This is a genomic window from Rhodococcus sp. BL-253-APC-6A1W (assembly GCF_012843405.1).
Lineage (GTDB): Bacteria > Actinomycetota > Actinomycetes > Mycobacteriales > Mycobacteriaceae > Rhodococcus.
Map to the genome: position 1 here is coordinate 13078 of NZ_JABAFB010000009.1, position 16262 is coordinate 29339.

Annotated in this window: 17 protein-coding genes; 7 read left to right on the plus strand and 10 right to left on the minus strand. The window is 65.7% G+C overall.

Going from position 1 to position 16262, the window contains the following annotated elements:
• Nucleotides 1-4: 4 nt before the first annotated feature.
• From HF877_RS15010 to HF877_RS15035, 6 genes are all read right to left on the minus strand, one after another.
• On the minus strand, nt 5-766 hold the full coding sequence (locus tag HF877_RS15010; RefSeq protein WP_169621997.1) for an SDR family oxidoreductase: 762 nt from the start codon (nt 764-766) through the stop codon (nt 5-7).
• A 32-nt stretch (nt 767-798) separates the two neighbouring features.
• On the minus strand, nt 799-2070 hold the full coding sequence (locus HF877_RS15015; RefSeq protein WP_169621998.1) for an amidohydrolase family protein: 1272 nt from the start codon (nt 2068-2070) through the stop codon (nt 799-801).
• A gap of 65 nt (nt 2071-2135) precedes the next feature.
• Entirely contained in the window at nt 2136-3482 is a 1347-nt protein-coding gene (locus HF877_RS15020; RefSeq protein WP_169621999.1) for a cytochrome P450, read from the minus strand.
• A 45-nt stretch (nt 3483-3527) separates the two neighbouring features.
• On the minus strand, nt 3528-3719 hold the full coding sequence (locus HF877_RS15025) for a ferredoxin (protein ID WP_169622000.1): 192 nt from the start codon (nt 3717-3719) through the stop codon (nt 3528-3530).
• A 372-nt stretch (nt 3720-4091) separates the two neighbouring features.
• A complete protein-coding gene (locus tag HF877_RS15030; protein ID WP_169622001.1) occupies nt 4092-4844 on the minus strand; it encodes an SDR family NAD(P)-dependent oxidoreductase in 753 nt (250 codons plus the stop codon).
• Complete coding sequence (locus HF877_RS15035) at nt 4841-5608, minus strand: SDR family NAD(P)-dependent oxidoreductase (RefSeq protein ID WP_169622002.1); 768 nt, start codon at nt 5606-5608, stop codon at nt 4841-4843. The genes HF877_RS15030 and HF877_RS15035 overlap by 4 nt, the downstream gene beginning before the upstream one ends.
• A 53-nt stretch (nt 5609-5661) precedes the next feature.
• Here HF877_RS15035 and HF877_RS15040 point away from each other — a divergent pair, with 53 nt between their 5' ends.
• From HF877_RS15040 to meaB, 3 genes are read left to right on the plus strand one after another with little or no spacing between them, the layout of a single operon-like run.
• Nucleotides 5662-7098 carry a class I adenylate-forming enzyme family protein gene (locus HF877_RS15040; RefSeq protein WP_169622003.1) on the plus strand — a complete coding sequence of 479 codons (1437 nt, stop codon included), beginning with the start codon at nt 5662-5664 and terminating at the stop codon, nt 7096-7098.
• Nucleotides 7091-8230 carry a thiolase family protein gene (locus tag HF877_RS15045; RefSeq protein ID WP_169622004.1) on the plus strand — a complete coding sequence of 380 codons (1140 nt, stop codon included), beginning with the start codon at nt 7091-7093 and terminating at the stop codon, nt 8228-8230. The genes HF877_RS15040 and HF877_RS15045 overlap by 8 nt, the downstream gene beginning before the upstream one ends.
• Nucleotides 8227-9135 carry a methylmalonyl Co-A mutase-associated GTPase MeaB gene (gene meaB, locus HF877_RS15050; protein ID WP_206037175.1) on the plus strand — a complete coding sequence of 303 codons (909 nt, stop codon included), beginning with the start codon at nt 8227-8229 and terminating at the stop codon, nt 9133-9135. Before HF877_RS15045 ends, meaB begins: the two co-directional genes overlap by 4 nt.
• Here meaB and HF877_RS15055 read toward each other — a convergent pair.
• From HF877_RS15055 to HF877_RS15065, 3 genes are read right to left on the minus strand one after another with little or no spacing between them, the layout of a single operon-like run.
• On the minus strand, nt 9128-10219 hold the full coding sequence (locus tag HF877_RS15055) for a dihydrodipicolinate reductase (protein ID WP_346765181.1): 1092 nt from the start codon (nt 10217-10219) through the stop codon (nt 9128-9130). The two genes, meaB and HF877_RS15055, sit on opposite strands and share 8 nt — an antisense overlap.
• A gap of 55 nt (nt 10220-10274) precedes the next feature.
• Nucleotides 10275-11093, minus strand: a complete 819-nt coding sequence (locus tag HF877_RS15060; RefSeq protein ID WP_169622005.1) for an acyl-CoA thioesterase domain-containing protein — start codon at nt 11091-11093, stop codon at nt 10275-10277.
• Between the two features lie 46 nt (nt 11094-11139).
• Nucleotides 11140-11787 carry a TetR/AcrR family transcriptional regulator gene (locus HF877_RS15065; protein ID WP_169622006.1) on the minus strand — a complete coding sequence of 216 codons (648 nt, stop codon included), beginning with the start codon at nt 11785-11787 and terminating at the stop codon, nt 11140-11142.
• A 180-nt stretch (nt 11788-11967) separates the two neighbouring features.
• On the opposite strand from HF877_RS15065, the gene HF877_RS15070 reads away from it, so the two are divergent.
• Genes HF877_RS15070 through HF877_RS15080 form a run of 3 tightly spaced genes read left to right on the plus strand, consistent with a single transcriptional unit; the run spans nt 11968 to nt 14915 of the window.
• The gene (locus tag HF877_RS15070) at nt 11968-12963 is read left to right on the plus strand and encodes an acyl-CoA dehydrogenase family protein (RefSeq protein ID WP_169622007.1); all 996 of its coding nucleotides are present in this window, start codon (nt 11968-11970) and stop codon (nt 12961-12963) included.
• The gene (locus tag HF877_RS15075; RefSeq protein WP_169622008.1) at nt 12947-14122 is read left to right on the plus strand and encodes an acyl-CoA dehydrogenase family protein; all 1176 of its coding nucleotides are present in this window, start codon (nt 12947-12949) and stop codon (nt 14120-14122) included. Before HF877_RS15070 ends, HF877_RS15075 begins: the two co-directional genes overlap by 17 nt.
• 10 nt (nt 14123-14132) lie before the next feature.
• Nucleotides 14133-14915, plus strand: coding sequence for an enoyl-CoA hydratase (locus HF877_RS15080; RefSeq protein ID WP_169622009.1), 783 nt, complete (start codon nt 14133-14135; stop codon nt 14913-14915).
• A 60-nt stretch (nt 14916-14975) separates the two neighbouring features.
• Here HF877_RS15080 and HF877_RS15085 read toward each other — a convergent pair whose 3' ends face one another.
• Nucleotides 14976-15743, minus strand: a complete 768-nt coding sequence (locus HF877_RS15085; RefSeq protein ID WP_169622010.1) for a glucose 1-dehydrogenase — start codon at nt 15741-15743, stop codon at nt 14976-14978.
• A gap of 83 nt (nt 15744-15826) precedes the next feature.
• Here HF877_RS15085 and HF877_RS15090 point away from each other — a divergent pair, with 83 nt between their 5' ends.
• Entirely contained in the window at nt 15827-16258 is a 432-nt protein-coding gene (locus HF877_RS15090; RefSeq protein ID WP_169622011.1) for a nuclear transport factor 2 family protein, read from the plus strand.
• Nucleotides 16259-16262: the final 4 nt, after the last annotated feature.

Consider the following 16262-nt stretch of genomic DNA (forward strand, 5'->3'; position numbering starts at 1 on the left):
AGCATCAGACTCGTACGACCCAGCCGCCGTCGATGTTGAGGGTGTGGCCGGTCACCCAGTCGCTGCCGGACGAGACCAGATACAGCAGCCCGGGAATCAGCTCCTCCGGTTCGCCGAAGGGGAACGGGATGGCGTGCTTGACCATCTCCTTGAGCTCGGGCGGCGAGGCGATCGACCCGGCCTCGGTGTTGACCATTCCCGGTGCGATCGCATTCACGCGGATACCGAACGGCGCCAGTTCGCGTGCCAGCGACACGGTCATGCTCACCAGGCCCAGTTTGGTGATGCCGTAGGCCTGTGCGGCCATGAAGGCGCCGCTCGACGACTGGTTCACGATCTTGCCGTAGCCGCGTTCCTTCATATAGGGAACTACGGCGCGGCTGCAGAGCAGGGGACCGGTGAGGTTGACGGCGAGCGTGCGGTTCCAGAGGTCTATGTCCATGGTGGTGAGAGAGCCCTCGCCGACCACTTCGGCCATCAGTCCGGCATTGTTGACCAGGATGTCGACGGACCCGAAGTGCGCGGCCGCCGTGGCCGCCATCTCACCGGCGCTCGTTTCGTCCCGGACGTCGACGGCGACGGCGAGTGCGCGATGTCCCGCGGCCGTCAGTTCGTCGGCAGCCGCTGTGGCGGACTCGATGTTGACGTCGGCAAGCACCACGGCTGCGCCGGCTTCGGCGAGTCCCCGGGAGTAGGCCCGCCCGATGCCGCCTCCGGCGCCGGTGACGATGGCAACCTTGCCATCGAGCTGCGGAGTATCTGTCATGTCGTGTTTCCTTTTCGGTCGGCGGTCGCCGCTTACGACTGGGCGAGTTCGTAGCGGCGGCGGTACTCGGTCTTGGAGGTTTCGCTGATGTCGACGTCCGTGGCCCGGGCGCGCAGAGCACCGACCGTCGCCTGCTCACGAGGGATGTGGGCGAACGGATCCCACTCGAAGAACCGCGCGGCATTTCCGAACGTGATCTTGTCGATCTCCTCGTCGGTGCAGCGTGCTCGATCCAGCTCGGCTTTCAGGATTTCCGGTGAGTTCGGCCAGGTCGAATCCGAGTGCGGGTAGTCGCACTCCCACGCGATGGTGTCGATGCCCAGGTGTGCGCGATTGTTCAGGCCGCTCGGCTCGGTGATGTAGCACGCCAGGAAGTTGCTGCGCCACACGTCCGTCGGGGTCGTGCCCGTGGGCAGGAAGCTCGCTCCCGTCCAGGACTGGTTGACGATGTGCCGCTCGAGACGGTCGAGCCACGGAGCCACCCAGCCCACGCCGCCCTCGCTCATGGCGACCTTGAGATTCGGGAACTTCCGGAACGCTCCGCTGAGCATGATGTCGGTGGCGGCGATGGTCGAGATCAGCGGTGTCAGCATCAGCATGTCGTCGATGTTGAAGCCTTCGGGACGCTTGACGAGGTTGATTCCCCCGCCGATGTGCAGGCTGAGCACGATGTTGTGGTCGACGCAGGCCTTGAAGATCGGGTCCCAGTAGCCGGACTTGAAGTCGGGAAACCCTTCGCCGACGCCGTACGGGGTTTCGGGGATGCTGATCGAGCGGCAGCCCATGGCGGCGAGTCGCGCGATCTCCTCGACGGATTCGTCGACGTCGAAGAACGGGATGATGCCGAGCGGGATGAATCGTCCCGGGTGGGCGTTGGGGACCTCACCGACGACCCAGTCGTTGAACGCCTTACAGGCGGCGAGGGACAGTTTCTTGTCGGGAAGGCTCGCCAGGTGGGTGCCGGCGAAGCCGGGGAAGGTGGCGAACAGTGTGGCGGCGAGGGTGCCGTTGGCATCCATGTCACGCACGCGCATGTCCATGTCGTAGACGCCGGGGCGCATTTCGGCGTATCCGGTGGGGTCCATGCCCCACTCGCTCTTGGGCCAGGAGACCACGGCGTTGAGGCCGGAGCTGCCGACCACCGTGTCCTGGAACAGCCAGGCTTGCACGTTGGGGTTGCGTGGGTGGGCGGTCAGGCGCGGTGCCTGATCCATGAGGCTCTTGGGGAAATGCTTTTCGAAGATGTCAGCCGGTTCCACGACGTGGTCGTCGATGCTGATCATCACCATATCGTCGATATTCATCGATTCCTCTTCCGTGACCGGCCCGCGTGTGACTACAGAGGCGAACCCGCGACGCGTCGACGTTGCTACTTGTTGGCCGTCACGGGCGCGGCGAGTTCCTGTTCGTCGACCACCCGCTGGAGCTCGGCGAGGGTCTCCTCCAGGCCGGGACCGAGCCGGGTGCCGGGCGTGAAGGTGGCGGGGAGCTTGCGCATGCCCTGGATGACTCCGATGGAGTCGTAATGGACGGTGCCTTCCGGGTCGCACCGGAAGTCCGGCATGCGGTCGAGCACCGCGACCAGCATCCGCTTGAACATGATGCGAGCCAGGTTGGACCCGATACAGCGGTGCACGCCCAACCCGAAACTGAAGTGGCGGTTGCCGGTACGTTCGAGGTCGATGCTGTGAGGGTCGTCGAACAGCTCCGGATCGCGATTCGCCATCGCCCACGAGAGCCAGACCCGTTCGCCCTCTTTGAACCGCACGTCGCCGAGATCGACGTCGGCGGAGAAGGTGCGGCCGTCGCCGGCGGAGGGGCAGAAGAAACGCAGGAACTCTTCGGTCGCCGAGTCGAGCAGCCTCTCCCGCTCGGTGCTGAGGATTTCACGCTGATCAGGATTCTGGGACAGCCATTCGAGTGCGTGGGACGTCAACGCGGTGGTGGTGTCGAATCCGCCGCCGATGAGCAGGCTGAGAACACCGAGAAGTTCGAGATCGTCCGGCTTTTCACCGTTGACGGTGGCGCGGGCGACCGCGTCGACCATGCCGGGGCGAGGGTTCTCCCGGATTTCGTGAAGGTTCGCGAGAAGATCCAGTCCCATGTTGCGGTGCAGCTCTGCCACGCGGGGGACGTCGGGCGAATCGGGCGGGGTGTACATGGCGGCGTGGACAGGCTCGCAGTACACCTGCCACTTGGCGACGGGAATTCCCAGCATCGCGAGGGTGATCACCGCGGGGACGATGTTCACGAGGTCGTCGATGAAGTCGATCTCACCGGACTCGATCTTCTCGTCGAGACATGCCCGGATCACGTCGTCGATCGGTGCGATCCACTTCTTGATCGCGGCGGGGGACAGGTAGGGATTGAGCACCGCGCGAAACTCGCGGTGCTCGGGATCGTCCATTTCGAGGATGCCGCCCCGGACTCCGGACGCCCTGGCCGCAGAGGGGATCATGATCCCCTTGTAACCGCGCCGGACCCCCTTGACGTCGTGATCGTTGGAGATATCCGCCGAACGGGTGAGCGCGAATACTTCGTCGCTGCCGGCGGCGACCCAGTGGCCGCCGTGCGTGTCGGACCACGCCACCGGGCACTTGGAGTGCATTTCGTCGGTGATGCTCAGAAAGTTGTCGCGATAATCCGGTGCGTGCCGGTCGAACTGGAAAACAGGTGTCCGGTGACTGGAGTCGGTGACGGCGTCGTCGACACTCATGGCCTAGCCCTCTCGTCGTGCGGTGATCGCGATACGGATGGGACGTCAGAGAATGGTGATCGCCTGTTCGGGGCAACTGCGGGCGGCTTCCCTCGCGGTCTCCTCGCGGTCGGCGGAGACTTCGGCGTCCACGGCGGTGGCGTGTCCGTCGATGTCGCTCAACTCGAACAGTTCCGGCGCAGCCATGGCACACAGCGTGTGTCCCTGACAACGATGTGCGTCCACTTCCACCTTCATGAACAACCTCGATTCTGTGTGAAACAAATTGATGCACAGCATGGTTCGGCACCGGATGTCTCGACCCCGGTGATACAGGGCGCGGTCCGGTTCGGGGGAGGAGTCCTCGGCGCGCGGACAGCCTCCAACTCTCTAATTCCAGAATGGGCTTCCGGATTGCGAGAACCATAGTCTCTCTAAGGTTCGACGGCAAGGATCCGGGGGCATCTCGTGTCACTACCGGGAGGAGAAGAGCCCGACCCCCGGAGGGGCGCACCACCCACACGACGACGAAGGTCCCGGTCATCCTGTGGATGACCGGGACCTCTGTGGTGGTGGATCGGTGGTGCTACGGAGTCGGCACCGGTGGCCGGACCGCTGTCGTTGCGAGAGTTACCGGCGTTGCGGGATCAGCACTTCGGACTGGGAAATCGTGCCCGAGATACCCGTCGAGTCCTGCGCTGCCAGAAGGACTGCGGCAGCGCCCATCGTCTCGGGTGGCTCCACCATTTCGGGTGGGATCGCCCGTCCGCCGCCGCCGGCTGTCCATCCTTCGGTGAGGACGACGCGCGACGGTGCCAGGCAGTTGACCGCGATATTGTCTGCCTTCAGGTCGGCCGCGAGGCCCGTGTAGAGGCGTTCGACACCTGCTTTCGACACCCAGTATGCGTTGGCGCCGCGGTCGATCATGGTGACGCCGTTCGTGGTCACCGCGATCATGGATCCTCCCCCGCGGGCGCGCAGGTGCGGGATCGCCGCCTTCGTCACCGTGAACACACCCGTGAGGTTGACGTCCAGGCACAATTGCCACCGCTTCGCGGGCGTCGATTCGATCGGCCCCATCCACAGCACGCCGGCGTTCGCGACGAGGATGTCGAGGCCGCCGAATGTCTCGACGGTCGCGGTGATCGCCTCGTCGACCGACTGTTCGTCGGTGACATCGCACGGGACGGGAATCGCACGTCCGCCGGCGTGTGTGATCCGTTCGGCGACCGAGTGGATCGTGCCCGGGAGCTTGCCTTCTCGTTCCGACCGTGCGGCAACCGCGACCGTGGCGCCTGCGTCGGCGAGTGCCACGGCGATCGCCGCGCCGATCCCCCGGCTCGCGCCGGCGACGAAAGCGACCTTCCCGTCGAGCCGGCTCACTTCGGCGGGAACCTCAGGGCGCCGTCGAGGCGGATGACCTCACCGTTGAGGTAGTCGTTCTCGACGATCGAGGCGACCAGCGTCGCGTATTCGTTCGGACGTCCCATGCGCTTGGGGTGCGGCACCTGCGGGCCCCAGTACGCCTCGAGCTGATCGCCCGCCTTGCCGTACGCCGGAGTGAGGATGGTTCCGGGCGCGATGGTGTTCACCCGGATCCCCAGCGGAGAAAGGTCACGCGCGGCGACGAGGGTCATGCCGATGACGCCACCCTTGGCTGCTGCGTAGGGGAGCTGGCCGATCTGGCCTTCGTATCCGGCGATCGACGCGGTGTTGATGATGACGCCGCGGCTGCCTTCCTCGTCGAACGGATCCTGCTGGGCGATCGCAGCGGCGGCGAGACGCATGACGTTGAAGGTCGAGGTCAGGTACGACTGGATCGTCTTCGTGAAGGCCTCGAGCGGCATCGCGCTGCCGTCCTTGCCGACGAGACGGCCACCGCCGGCGGGTCCGCCGTGGCAGTCCACCGAGATGCGGAGCGGTGCCAGCGACTGGGCCTCTGCGATTGCGGCCGAGACCGAATCCTCGTCACCGGCATCGGTGCTGACGTAACGAACTCCCAGTTCCTGCTCGAGTTCTTTGCCTTTTTCGTCGTTGACGTCGGCGATGACGACCTTGGCGCCGGCTGCGTGGAGACGACGAACGGTGGCCTGACCGAGCCCACCCGTACCGCCGACGACGATCGCGGAGCTACCTTCTACCTGCATCTCGATTTCCCTTCTTGCAACTGCGGCTCTGCACCTGTGAGAATAATGTTCTCATGAACCTAAGCATGATTCTAGAAATGGCCGCAAGCAACGGCGATCGGGCGGTGGCGACCGTCGGCGATCGCACGCTGACGGCCGCGCGCCTCGACACTCTGGCACGCCGCGCTGCCGTCGGCTTCCGGAATCATCCGGCGGTCCTGTATTCGGGAGCGAACCATCTCGCGTACCCCGTCGCCCTCTTCGGCGCGGCTCTGGCCGGTGTGCCGTTCGTCCCCCTCAACTATCGGCTCGGGGAGCAGCAACTCACCGCACTGAAGGATCGGCACCCGGGGGCACTCGTCCTCGACGAGGCCGACCTGGACGCGCTCACCGACGATGCGCTCGGCGAGGTCGACACGTCCGACCTGGAAGGTCAGTGGGACGGTGACGCGGTCGCGGCCATCATCTACACGAGTGGCACGACTTCGGATCCGAAGCCCGCAATCCTGCGGCACCGCCATCTGCTGGCATACGTTCTCAACACGATGGAGTTCGCCTCGGCCGCCGAGACCGACGCGTCGCTCGTGTCGGTCCCGCCGTACCACATCGCGGGACTGACCAACCTCCTGTCGAACTTCTACACAGGACGCAGGGTGGTCTATCTCGCCGCATTCGACCCCAAGGTGTGGCTCGACACCGTCCGTCGCGAGAAGGTCACCCACGCCATGCTCGTGCCGACCATGCTCGCGCGCATCGTCGCCGAACTCGGCGACGACGAGGCGGCCACGCCCTCGCTCGCCAGCCTTGCCTACGGCGGGTCCCGGACGCCGCGTCCGGTCCTCGAACATGCGTTGCGGGTGTTCCCGCACACGGGATTCGTCAATGCCTACGGGCTCACCGAGACCGCGTCGTCGATCGCCGTGCTCGGCCCCGACGACCACCGGGTGGCCTTCGCTTCCGACGATCCCGCAGTCCGCGAACGGCTCGGCTCCGTCGGACGTCCGCTGCCCGGCATCGAGATCGAGATCCGCACCGAAGACGGAGAGCCGGTGGAACCGGGTCACAGCGGCCTGATCTACGTTCGCGGGGAACAGATCTCCGGCGAATACGGCAACCGGAGCGTCCTCGACGGCGAGGGCTGGTTCTCCACCCGCGACCTCGGGCACCTCGACAGCGACGGCTACCTCTTCGTGGAGGGCCGGTCCGACGACACCATCATCCGGGGCGGCGAGAACATCGCCCCCGCCGAGATCGAGGACGTGCTGCTCGCTCATCCCGGGGTCACCGAAGCTGCCGTCATCGGTGTCTCCGACGCGGAATGGGGTCAGCGCCTCGTCGCCGTACTCGTCGGCTCCGCGGACCCCGAAGAAGTCCGCCAATGGGTCAAGGACCGGCTGCGCTCGTCCAAGACACCGGACACGATTGTGTTCCGCGACGAGCTTCCGAAGACCGAAACAGGAAAACTTTTGCGCCGCAACCTACTCGCCGAACTGGAGAACACCCATGCCTGAAGCCGTCATAGTCTCTGCACTGCGTACCCCGATCGGTACCGCCATGAAGGGCACTCTTCGTGACACCACCGCATTCGAGCTCGCCCATCACGTGGTGTCGGCCACCGCGGAGGACCTCGACAAGAGCCTCATCGACGACGTGATCCTCGGTGAAGGCCTGTACGGCGGCGGCGTGATCGCGCGTCATGCAGCGCTTACCTCCGGGCTCGTCTCCGTACCCGGTTTGTCCCACAACCGGCACTGCGCGGCGGGCCTCGCCGCGGTGCAGACCGCCGCGGCAGGGATTCGTGCCGGCATGGACCAGCTCGTGATCGCCGGAGGCGTGAACTCCGCCTCCACCTCTCCGCGGTCGATGGTCCGGCAGGGTGACGAGTGGGTGCCGTGGATGTCGCCCACCCACCCCGACCAGCCCGACGCGCCCAACCGCGACATGTCCATCACCGTCGGCTGGAATGCCGCGGTCAAGGCAGGCGTGACCCGGGAAGAGATGGACGCCTGGGCGTTCCGGTCCCATCAGATGGCACTGCGGGCGATCGACGAGGGACGGTTCAAGGAAGAGATCGTTCCCATCGAGACGCCGCACGGCCTGTTCTCCGTCGACGAGCATCCCCGCCGCGACACCAGCCTCGAGAAGCTCGCCTCGCTGAAGGTGCTGCACCCCGAGATCGAGGGCTTCGGCATCACCGCGGGCAACTCCAGTGGCGGTAACGACGCCGCGGCGGCACTCGCCATCGCCAGCAGCGACCTCGGCCTGCCGGCGCTCGGCACCGTGCGCGCTTGGGCCTCGGTCGGTGTCGATCCGGCCATCACCGGTCTCGCACCCGTCGAAGCGATCCCGAAGGCGCTCGCCCGCGCCGGACTGTCCATCGCCGACGTCGACCTCTTCGAGATCAACGAAGCATTCGCCGCGCAGTGCGTCGCATGCATCAAGCTGCTCGACCTGGACCCCGAGAAGGTCAACACGAGCGGCAGCGGTTGCTCGCTCGGCCATCCCGTCGCGGCAACCGGTGCCCGGATGCTGGTCACGCTCGTCCACGAGTTGCGCCGTCGCGGCGGCGGCATCGGTGTCGCGGCGATGTGTGCGGGCGGAGGTATGGGCTCGGCCACCGTCATCGAGGTGCCTGCGCCTTGAGTGGTTCCGGCACAGCGAACATCGCCGATCTGCTCACTGCGGCGCGCGGAGGATCTCCGCGCGCCGCAGGGCGGCTGCTGAGTCTGGTCGAGAGCCCGCGTCGCAACGAGGTGCTCGAGGCTCTGGGGCCGGCCACCACTCGGGTGGTCGGTGTCACCGGCCCACCCGGGGCAGGCAAGTCCACCACTGTCGGTGCGATGGTCGCCGGGTACCGGGCGCGCGGGCTGCGGGTCGCGGTCCTGGCGGTGGACCCGTCGTCGCCGTACAGCGGCGGCGCCCTTCTCGGTGACCGCATCAGGATGGCCGAGCACGTCCACGACCGTGACGTGCTCATCCGTTCCGTGGCCTCGCGTGGGCATCTCGGTGGGCTCGCGGCTGCGGTGCCGGCTGCGATCCGCCTGCTCGCCGCCTTGGCCTACGACGTGATCGTGCTCGAGACAGTGGGCGTCGGCCAATCGGAGATCGAGATCGCCTCGGTCGCCGATCCCACGGTGGTGATACTCAATCCCGGTGGTGGAGACACCGTTCAGGCCGCGAAGGCAGGATTGCTCGAAGTCGCCGACCTTCTCGTGGTCAACAAGGCCGATCGGGAAGGCGCGGATCAGACCGTCCGGGATCTCCGGACCGAGGCGAAGGTACCGATCCTCAAGCTGGTCGCCTCCACCGGAGCAGGTATCCCGGAGTTGCTCGACGCCATCGAGGCGCACCAGCGCGCCGACACCCCGGAACGACGGAGTGCGCGCGCCCGGGCCCAGATCCTCTCGCTTGCCCACACACTGCTCCGCACACATCCGGGGCTCGGGGACCTGGCGGATTCGGTCGCGGACGGCAGCAGTGACGCGTACGCGGCCGCCGAACAGTTGATCTTCGGCGCCGGTGCCGTCTCCCGTGGACCGGTCAGCTGAACTCGGGAACGATCAGGGGCAAGTCGACGGTGGTCCGGATGCCGGGCGCCGCCGCACACACCGCGGGAATCGCGTTCACCGCGCGGTTGGCCGTGTACGACGGCGACACCTCGCTCATCCGCTCGAGCGGGACCGGGAACCGCATCTCGATGTCGAGGGGGGCGTCGCCGTCGACGGAGATGTGCCACCCGGTGGAATGAAGATCCCAGTCCGCATCGAGATCGTCGGTGCAGTACCAGGTGGGGCGGAACCGCATGAGTTCTCGGCCGTCCTTCATGCCCGACACGGTGATTCTCTGGGCGGCGACGGTCCCCGCTTCGATCGTTCCTGCCGCGATGGTCACCGAGTGCCGGGCGACCGCCACCTCGCCGGACGCTTCGACCGAGTCGAGAGAAACTCCGAGTGCGTCGGCCAGTGCGGAGAGGGACGGACCGAAGTTGGACTGTACGTGGGCGAGGCGGGCGTCCTCGAAGTCTCCGGCCGGACCACCGAAACCCATGACTTCGAACAGGATTCCGGGCGAATTACGTTGTGACAGGTCGGCGTACTCGTCGATGGCCAGGTGCTCGAGACGGCGCTGAATGGACGCGAGGACGAGCGGCACGGCTTCGGTGATGAAACCCGGACTGCTCCCGGTGCTGTGGATCGATGTGCCGCCGAGCGTGCACGCTTCCTCGACGGCAGCACGCAGCGCCGGATCCATGGTCCTCGGATGATGGAACTCCCCACGTGTGGTGACGACGTGCGTTCCCGACGCGAGGATCCGGCAGACTTCGTCGAGATCGAATCTCAACGGCATGTACAGGACGCAATCGGCACCCAGGGCCAGGATGTCGTCGATCTTCCTGGTGGCACGCACGCCCACCGTGTCGCGTCCGCACAACTCCCCGGCGTCACGTCCGGCCTTGTCGTCGCTGTGGACGTACACGCCCGCGAGGGTGAGCGCCGGATGATCGATCACCGCCCGGAGGGCACGTGTGCCGATGTTTCCGGTTGCCCATTGAACCACCCGCAGGGGACGGGTGTTCTCCCCGTCCGGAGCGACTGCGGTGCCGATCGGCCCGGACACGGGAGACTCTTCCACTTCACACCTCGGTATCTACGGGTACCACGCGAAAAGGGTTGTTCTGCAACGAGACCTATACGGGGAGGCGAACGAGCGCTTCCTGCGCGTACGAGGCGACCAGGGAACCGCCTTCGGTGAGGACATCGCCACGGCCGAAGCAGCGGCCGTGGGTCAGCACGGGACTGTGCTGGCGCAGCAACAGCCATTCGTCGCTGCGGAATGGGCGGTGGAACCAGAGATTGTGCGACGTGACCGCCGACGTGAACTTCGTTCCGTTGCCGGTGTGGTCGAAACCGTCGATCCCGAGCAGCGCGGTGCCGATGAGATTGAGGTCGGTCGCGTACGCGGCGAGCGCCGGCGCATAGACGGAGTCGACTTCGGGTGTGCGCATCCACATTTCGAACTCCGGGGCCGAGACTCCGGGATCCGCGAGATCCGTGGTCGTACGTGTTTCCCACGGGATCAGCGAGAATTCGGTACGGGTGTCGGCCGGCAAGACTCCGGGCACCGCATCGGTGGTCTGGAGGTCGGGACCGTCTTCGTGTGCGTGCATGGACACCGACGCGGTCGCGAGAACGCCGCGCGATTGCCGTGCGACCGCTGTCAGAGTCGCGAACGAACGACCCTCGTGCTGCCGGGTGACGTCGTACCGCACGGGTTCGTCCGCGCGTCCCTCACGGGCGAACACCGCGTGCAGCGACTTGATGCTCTTCTCGGGGCAGGAGAGTTGCGCGGCGCGCACGAACTGTCCGAGGAGCTGCCCTCCGAACAACCGGTGATACTCCAGTTGCAGGTTGGCTCCGTCGAAGAGCGTGACGTCGTCTCGGGCTTCGTCCGAGGGGCACGCGCGTAGGTCGAGGCAGTTGAGGAGATCGTTCCAGAGCTCGGGCACACGCCGAGTGTAAGCGAATTGACCGAGTTTGAGAATACGATTCTCGTCAGCGAGCAGCGAAGCCTTCGGAACAGAAAGCCCATACCTCGTCGGCGGTAATCGCGCGGGCTGTGTCGTCTCCACCGCTGGACTGTGCGATGAACATCACGGTCTGCATCGTCATCGCGGCCATGCGTTTCGGGTTGGCTCCGGCGCGCATCTTTCCTGCGGCGTCGACCTTTTCCATGAGTTCCGTGAACAAGGTGAGCATCGCCGCGTGCGCCACCTTGACCTCGGCGGGATGCGTGAGCAGCAGCTGGGGCGCGAAATCGGTGAAGAGGGGACGCTGGGCCGTCGGGTCCGGGCGCGACGATTCGAAGAGCAACTCCACGGCGACGCGAAGCTGGTCGAGGGGGTCGTCTTCGCCCGCCGCAGCGGCGCGGATCTGGTCGGCCGAGCGACCGAGCGCGTCCTCGAACAGCGCGAGCAGAAGCTCGTGCTTCCCGTCGAACTGCAGGTAGAAGCTGCGGAGCGACTGCTTCGACCGGTCGACGACTTCCTGGACGGTGAAGTCGGTGCTTCCCTTTTCGGTGATGATCGCCTGTGCTGCGTCGAGGAAACGCTGTACGCGCTGCTCGGCGCGCAGCTTCGCGGTCCGGATCGACCGCTCGACTGCCCGCTGCTTCCAGGCCGGCTCTTCGCTCGGGCCGGTCACCGCTGGGACTGCGCTTCGTCACGTGGGGTGGACATAGGAGCACTGTACCGGAGGGTAGGGACACTTCGGGGTAGCAACAGTACCCTCCGGACGCGAACATGAGACTCTTACTATCTTCATAAGAGAATGTTATTCTCACTCCAATTGTGCATTGCAGCACTGGCAAGGAGGCATGCCGGAATGCTCTTCGAGTTCGACTCCGATCAGCAGTTGTGGCAGAAAACCGTCCGTGAAGTGACGGCGAAGGAATGTCCACCCACTCTCGTACGTGCCGTGGTCGACAGCGGTGCCGATCCGGCACCCCTGTGGAAGACGTACGTGGGGATGGGATGGACCGAACTCGCCGATCCCGAGTCGGCGGTCGAACTCGCCATCGTCATCGAGGAACTCGGACGGGCAACCGACCCCACTCCGTTCCTGGCGACGACGACACAGTTCGCCCCGCTCGCGGGGGTGACCGGACCCGATCGTGCAGGGGCCGCGGTCTACGAGGGTGTGAAGGCCTACCGCGACTCGACAGGCTGGGTCCTCCACGGAACAGCGCTGCGTGTGCTCGACGGTGACAGGGCCGAGCAACTCGCCGTCGTGACCGAGGCCGGCGTCTTCACCGTCGACGCCGACAAGGTTGCGGCGAGACGCAGTCCGGTCTTCGATCCGGTTCTCCACGTCGCGGATCTGTCGTTCGACGGTGTGCGGGTCGAGGGCGAACCCCGGACCGGGATCGATGTCGAGGGAGCGCGCCATATCGCGCTCACCGGTCTCGCACTGTCCACAGTCGGTGCGTGCCAACGCGTTCTGGACCTCGCGCTCGACCACGTGCGCAACCGTCAGCAGTTCGGTGTGCCGATCGGGTCGTTCCAGGCGGTCAAGCACCGGGCGACCGACATGCACGTCGCAATCCAGCGTGCCCGGGCACTGGCGTACTTCGCGGCGCTCACCGTCGCCGAGAACGATCCCCGCCGCAGGCTGGCTGCCTCCATGGCGAAAGCGGCTGCGGGGGAATGCCAATCGCTCGTCTTCCGCAGTGGCCTCCAGCTGTTCGGTGCGATGGGCTTCACCTGGGAGAACGACCTTCAGTTCGCGCTCAAGCGCGCTCGCGCAGCCGAGCACATGCTCGGGTCCGCGTCGGAGCACCGGGCGCTGATCGCCGAGGAGTACCGTGCAACTTTCGTTTGATTCCGATGTCGAGGAGTTCCGCGCCGAATTCGTCGCGTTCCTCGAAGACAACCTTCCCGACGAGTCGGAGGCCGCCGAGCGCGCCCACTCGAGTGCCGACGTACCGGAGTGGGCTCGACGGTGGCAGCGCACCCAGTTCGACCACGGATGGCTGCTGCCGGCCAACCCACCGGAATTCGGTGGCCGGAACGCGACGATTCTGCAGCAGTACGTGCACCTCGAAGAGTTGTCGAAGCGGCGGATCTATCACAGCTTCAACCCTCAGGGCCTCGGGATCATCGCGGCGTCCCTGCTGTCGTTCGGGTCGGAAGAGCAGAAGAAGAACTGGGCGATTCCCATCCTGCGCGCCGAGGTCACCGCGGCCCTCGGTATGAGCGAACCCGGCGCCGGATCCGACCTCGCCTCGCTGCGTACCCGTGCCGTGCTCGACGGTGACCACTTCGTCGTCAACGGACAGAAGGTATGGACCTCCGGTGCGCACGACGCCGACGTCCTGCTGACGTTCGTGCGCACCGACCCGGATGCGCCGAAGCACAAGGGCATCAGCGTTCTGCTGATCCCGACCGACACCCCGGGTGTCGTGCGGCGCCCGTTCCCCTCGATCGCGGACGGCGACGATCGGGACTTCAACGAGGTGTTCTTCACCGACGTCCGGGTGCCCGCGGAAAACCTCATCGGAGAGCTGAACGGCGGCTGGAAGGTCGCCAACGGTTCGCTCGGCCACGAGCGGACGCTGCTGTGGCTCAGCTTCTCGGATCGGCTGCAGGACCTCGTCGAGGATTTCCGCCCGCAGACGGTGCTCGATCGCGACCGGTTCGCCAGTCTCGTCATGGACCATCAGGCACTGAAACTTCTCGGTTCGGCTGCGCTGGTGCGTGAATCGCGCGGCAACCAGGATGTACCGGCATTGTCGGTACTCAAGCTGCTCGGTTCCGAAGCGGTGCAGAACGGTGCCGAGTACGCGCTCGACGCCGCCGGTGCGGAAGGGCTCGTCCATCCCGCCACCACGTCGGCGTACGTGCCGTGGAATCTCGACAACTTCTCGTCCAGCTGGTTCGAACGTTTCGTCCGGAGTTTCGCCGGCACCATCGCGGGCGGCACGTCGGAAATTCAGAGGAACATCATCGCCGAGCGGGTGCTCGGCCTTCCCCGTGGATGAGGAGCCCGACATGTACATCCTGTACGAGGTCGAGGACAAGATCGCGACGATCACGCTCAACCGGCCCGACGCCGCGAACGCCCAGAATGCTGCTCTTCTCGACGAACTCGACGAAGCATGGCGGAAGGCCGGCGACGATCCCGAGGTGTCGGTGATCGTCCTCCGAGCGGAGGGCAAGCACTTCTCGGCGGGCCACGACATGCGTGGTGGGGGCCCCGTCCCCGACAAGATCACGCTCGAGATGATCTATTCGACCGAGTCCCGCCGGTACCTCGAATACTCGATGCGGTGGCGGAACATTCCCAAGCCGTCCATCGCCGCCGTCCAGGGCAGGTGTATCGCGGGTGGCCTGCTGCTGTGCTGGCCGTGCGATCTCATCGTCGCGTCGGAGGACGCTTCGTTCTCCGACCCGGTCGTGATGATGGGCATCGGCGGTGTCGAATACCACGGCCACACCTGGGAACTCGGCCCGCGCAAGGCCAAGGAGATTCTGTTCACCGGCCGCCCGGTGACCGCGGACGAGGCGGAGAAGACCGGCATGGTCAACAAAGTCGTGCCCCGGGATCGTCTCGATGCCGAGGTTCGCGAACTCGCCGAGCAGATCGCTCAGATGCCGCCGTTCGGTCTGCGGCAGGCGAAGCGGGCTGTCAATCAGACGCTGGACGTGCAGGGCTTCTACGCAGCCATCCAGTCGGTGTTCGACATCCACCAGACCGGGCACGGAAACGCGCTCAGTGTCGGTGGCTGGCCGGTGCTGATGAAACTCGACGAGATGAAGCAGAACATCAAGTAGAGCGCACGCCCGAAGGGCGCCCCTCCGATGCGGAGGGGCGCCCTTTCGTCGTGGTCGTGGTCAGACCTTGCGGGTGACGCCGCCGTCCACCCGGATGATCGCTCCGGTGGTGAAACTGGACGCGTCACTGGCGAGATGCAGTGCGAGCGGGGCGATCTCCTCCGGCCGGCCCATGCGACGCAGCGGGACGAACGGTGCGTCCTCGTCCTCGGCCGGCGCCCACGCCTTCGACAGATCGGTGCGGAACGGTCCGGGCAGGATCGCGTTGACCCGCACCTTCGGGGCATATGCCTCTGCGAGGCCGACGGTCAGCGCGTTGAGACCGGCCTTCGCGCACGCGTAGGGCAGTTCCCGCACGCTGGCGACCAGCGACCCTGCGGTACCGACATTGATGATCGACCCACCGTCGTGATCGGCCATGTACGCCCCGGCCCGAACGGCGAGGCGGAACGGGCCTTTCAGGTTGACCCCGAACGTCTTGTCGTAGAGGTCTTCGGTGATGGACTCGAGGTCCTCGTACAACGGGGACATGCCGGCGTTGTTGATGAGGATGTCGAGCCGCCCGAAATGCTCGAGAGTGGTGTCGACGAGGTCGTTACAGTCGTCCCAGCGGCCGACGTGGCAGGCGACGGGCAGGGGCTTTCTTCCCGTGGTCTCCGCGATTTCCTCGGCGGCGGTGACACAGTTGTCCAGTTTGCGGGAGGCGATGACGACGTCGGCGCCGGCTTCGGCGAGGATCTGGGCGATGGCCCTGCCGATCCCGCGCGAACCACCTGTGACGACAGCGGTTTTCCCGCTCAGATCATGAAGAGAATCGAGTTGTGACATGACACGATCATGCCCGAAAAAGCCGCCCTAGGAAAGCGTGTTCTCATCTGACAGAATCGAATTCCGGACTTGAGGAGGCCCCAATGACACCGCAGGAATTGTGCGACAAGCACGAAATCGCAGAACTGATCTACCGTTATGCCACGTCTGTCGATACGAAGGACTGGGAGCGTATGGCCTCGGTCTTCACCGAGGACGCATATCTCGACTACAGCTCCGTGGGATATCCGCCCGGATCGCGGGACGACGTACTCGCGCTCTTGCAGAAGGCGCTCGATCAGTTACCGATGACGCAGCACTTCGTCACCAACATCGAGGTCGACCTCGACGGTGACAGGGCACGGGTGCGCGCGATGTTCTACAACCCCATGCGGCTTCCCGGAATGAGTGAATTGACCTACTGCGGAGGGAATTACCACCACGAGGTCATCCGGACCGACGACGGATGGAAGAGTTGCCGGCTCACCGAGGAAAGCCTGTGGTTCTCCAACCATCCCGATCCGGCCAAGGCATGATCCC

What these genes read in the sequence shown, in the direction of transcription:
- HF877_RS15010 (WP_169621997.1), bottom strand. Translation starts at nt 766, where the DNA reads ATGACAGATACTCCGCAGCTCGATGGCAAGGTTGCCATCGTCACCGGC.
- HF877_RS15015 (WP_169621998.1), bottom strand. Translation starts at nt 2,070, where the DNA reads ATGAATATCGACGATATGGTGATGATCAGCATCGACGACCACGTCGTG.
- HF877_RS15020 (WP_169621999.1), bottom strand. Translation starts at nt 3,482, where the DNA reads ATGAGTGTCGACGACGCCGTCACCGACTCCAGTCACCGGACACCTGTT.
- HF877_RS15025 (WP_169622000.1), bottom strand. Translation starts at nt 3,719, where the DNA reads ATGAAGGTGGAAGTGGACGCACATCGTTGTCAGGGACACACGCTGTGT.
- HF877_RS15035 (WP_169622002.1), bottom strand. Translation starts at nt 5,608, where the DNA reads ATGCAGGTAGAAGGTAGCTCCGCGATCGTCGTCGGCGGTACGGGTGGG.
- HF877_RS15040 (WP_169622003.1), top strand. Translation starts at nt 5,662, where the DNA reads ATGAACCTAAGCATGATTCTAGAAATGGCCGCAAGCAACGGCGATCGG.
- HF877_RS15045 (WP_169622004.1), top strand. Translation starts at nt 7,091, where the DNA reads ATGCCTGAAGCCGTCATAGTCTCTGCACTGCGTACCCCGATCGGTACC.
- HF877_RS15070 (WP_169622007.1), top strand. Translation starts at nt 11,968, where the DNA reads ATGCTCTTCGAGTTCGACTCCGATCAGCAGTTGTGGCAGAAAACCGTC.
- HF877_RS15080 (WP_169622009.1), top strand. Translation starts at nt 14,133, where the DNA reads ATGTACATCCTGTACGAGGTCGAGGACAAGATCGCGACGATCACGCTC.
- HF877_RS15085 (WP_169622010.1), bottom strand. Translation starts at nt 15,743, where the DNA reads ATGTCACAACTCGATTCTCTTCATGATCTGAGCGGGAAAACCGCTGTC.
- HF877_RS15090 (WP_169622011.1), top strand. Translation starts at nt 15,827, where the DNA reads ATGACACCGCAGGAATTGTGCGACAAGCACGAAATCGCAGAACTGATC.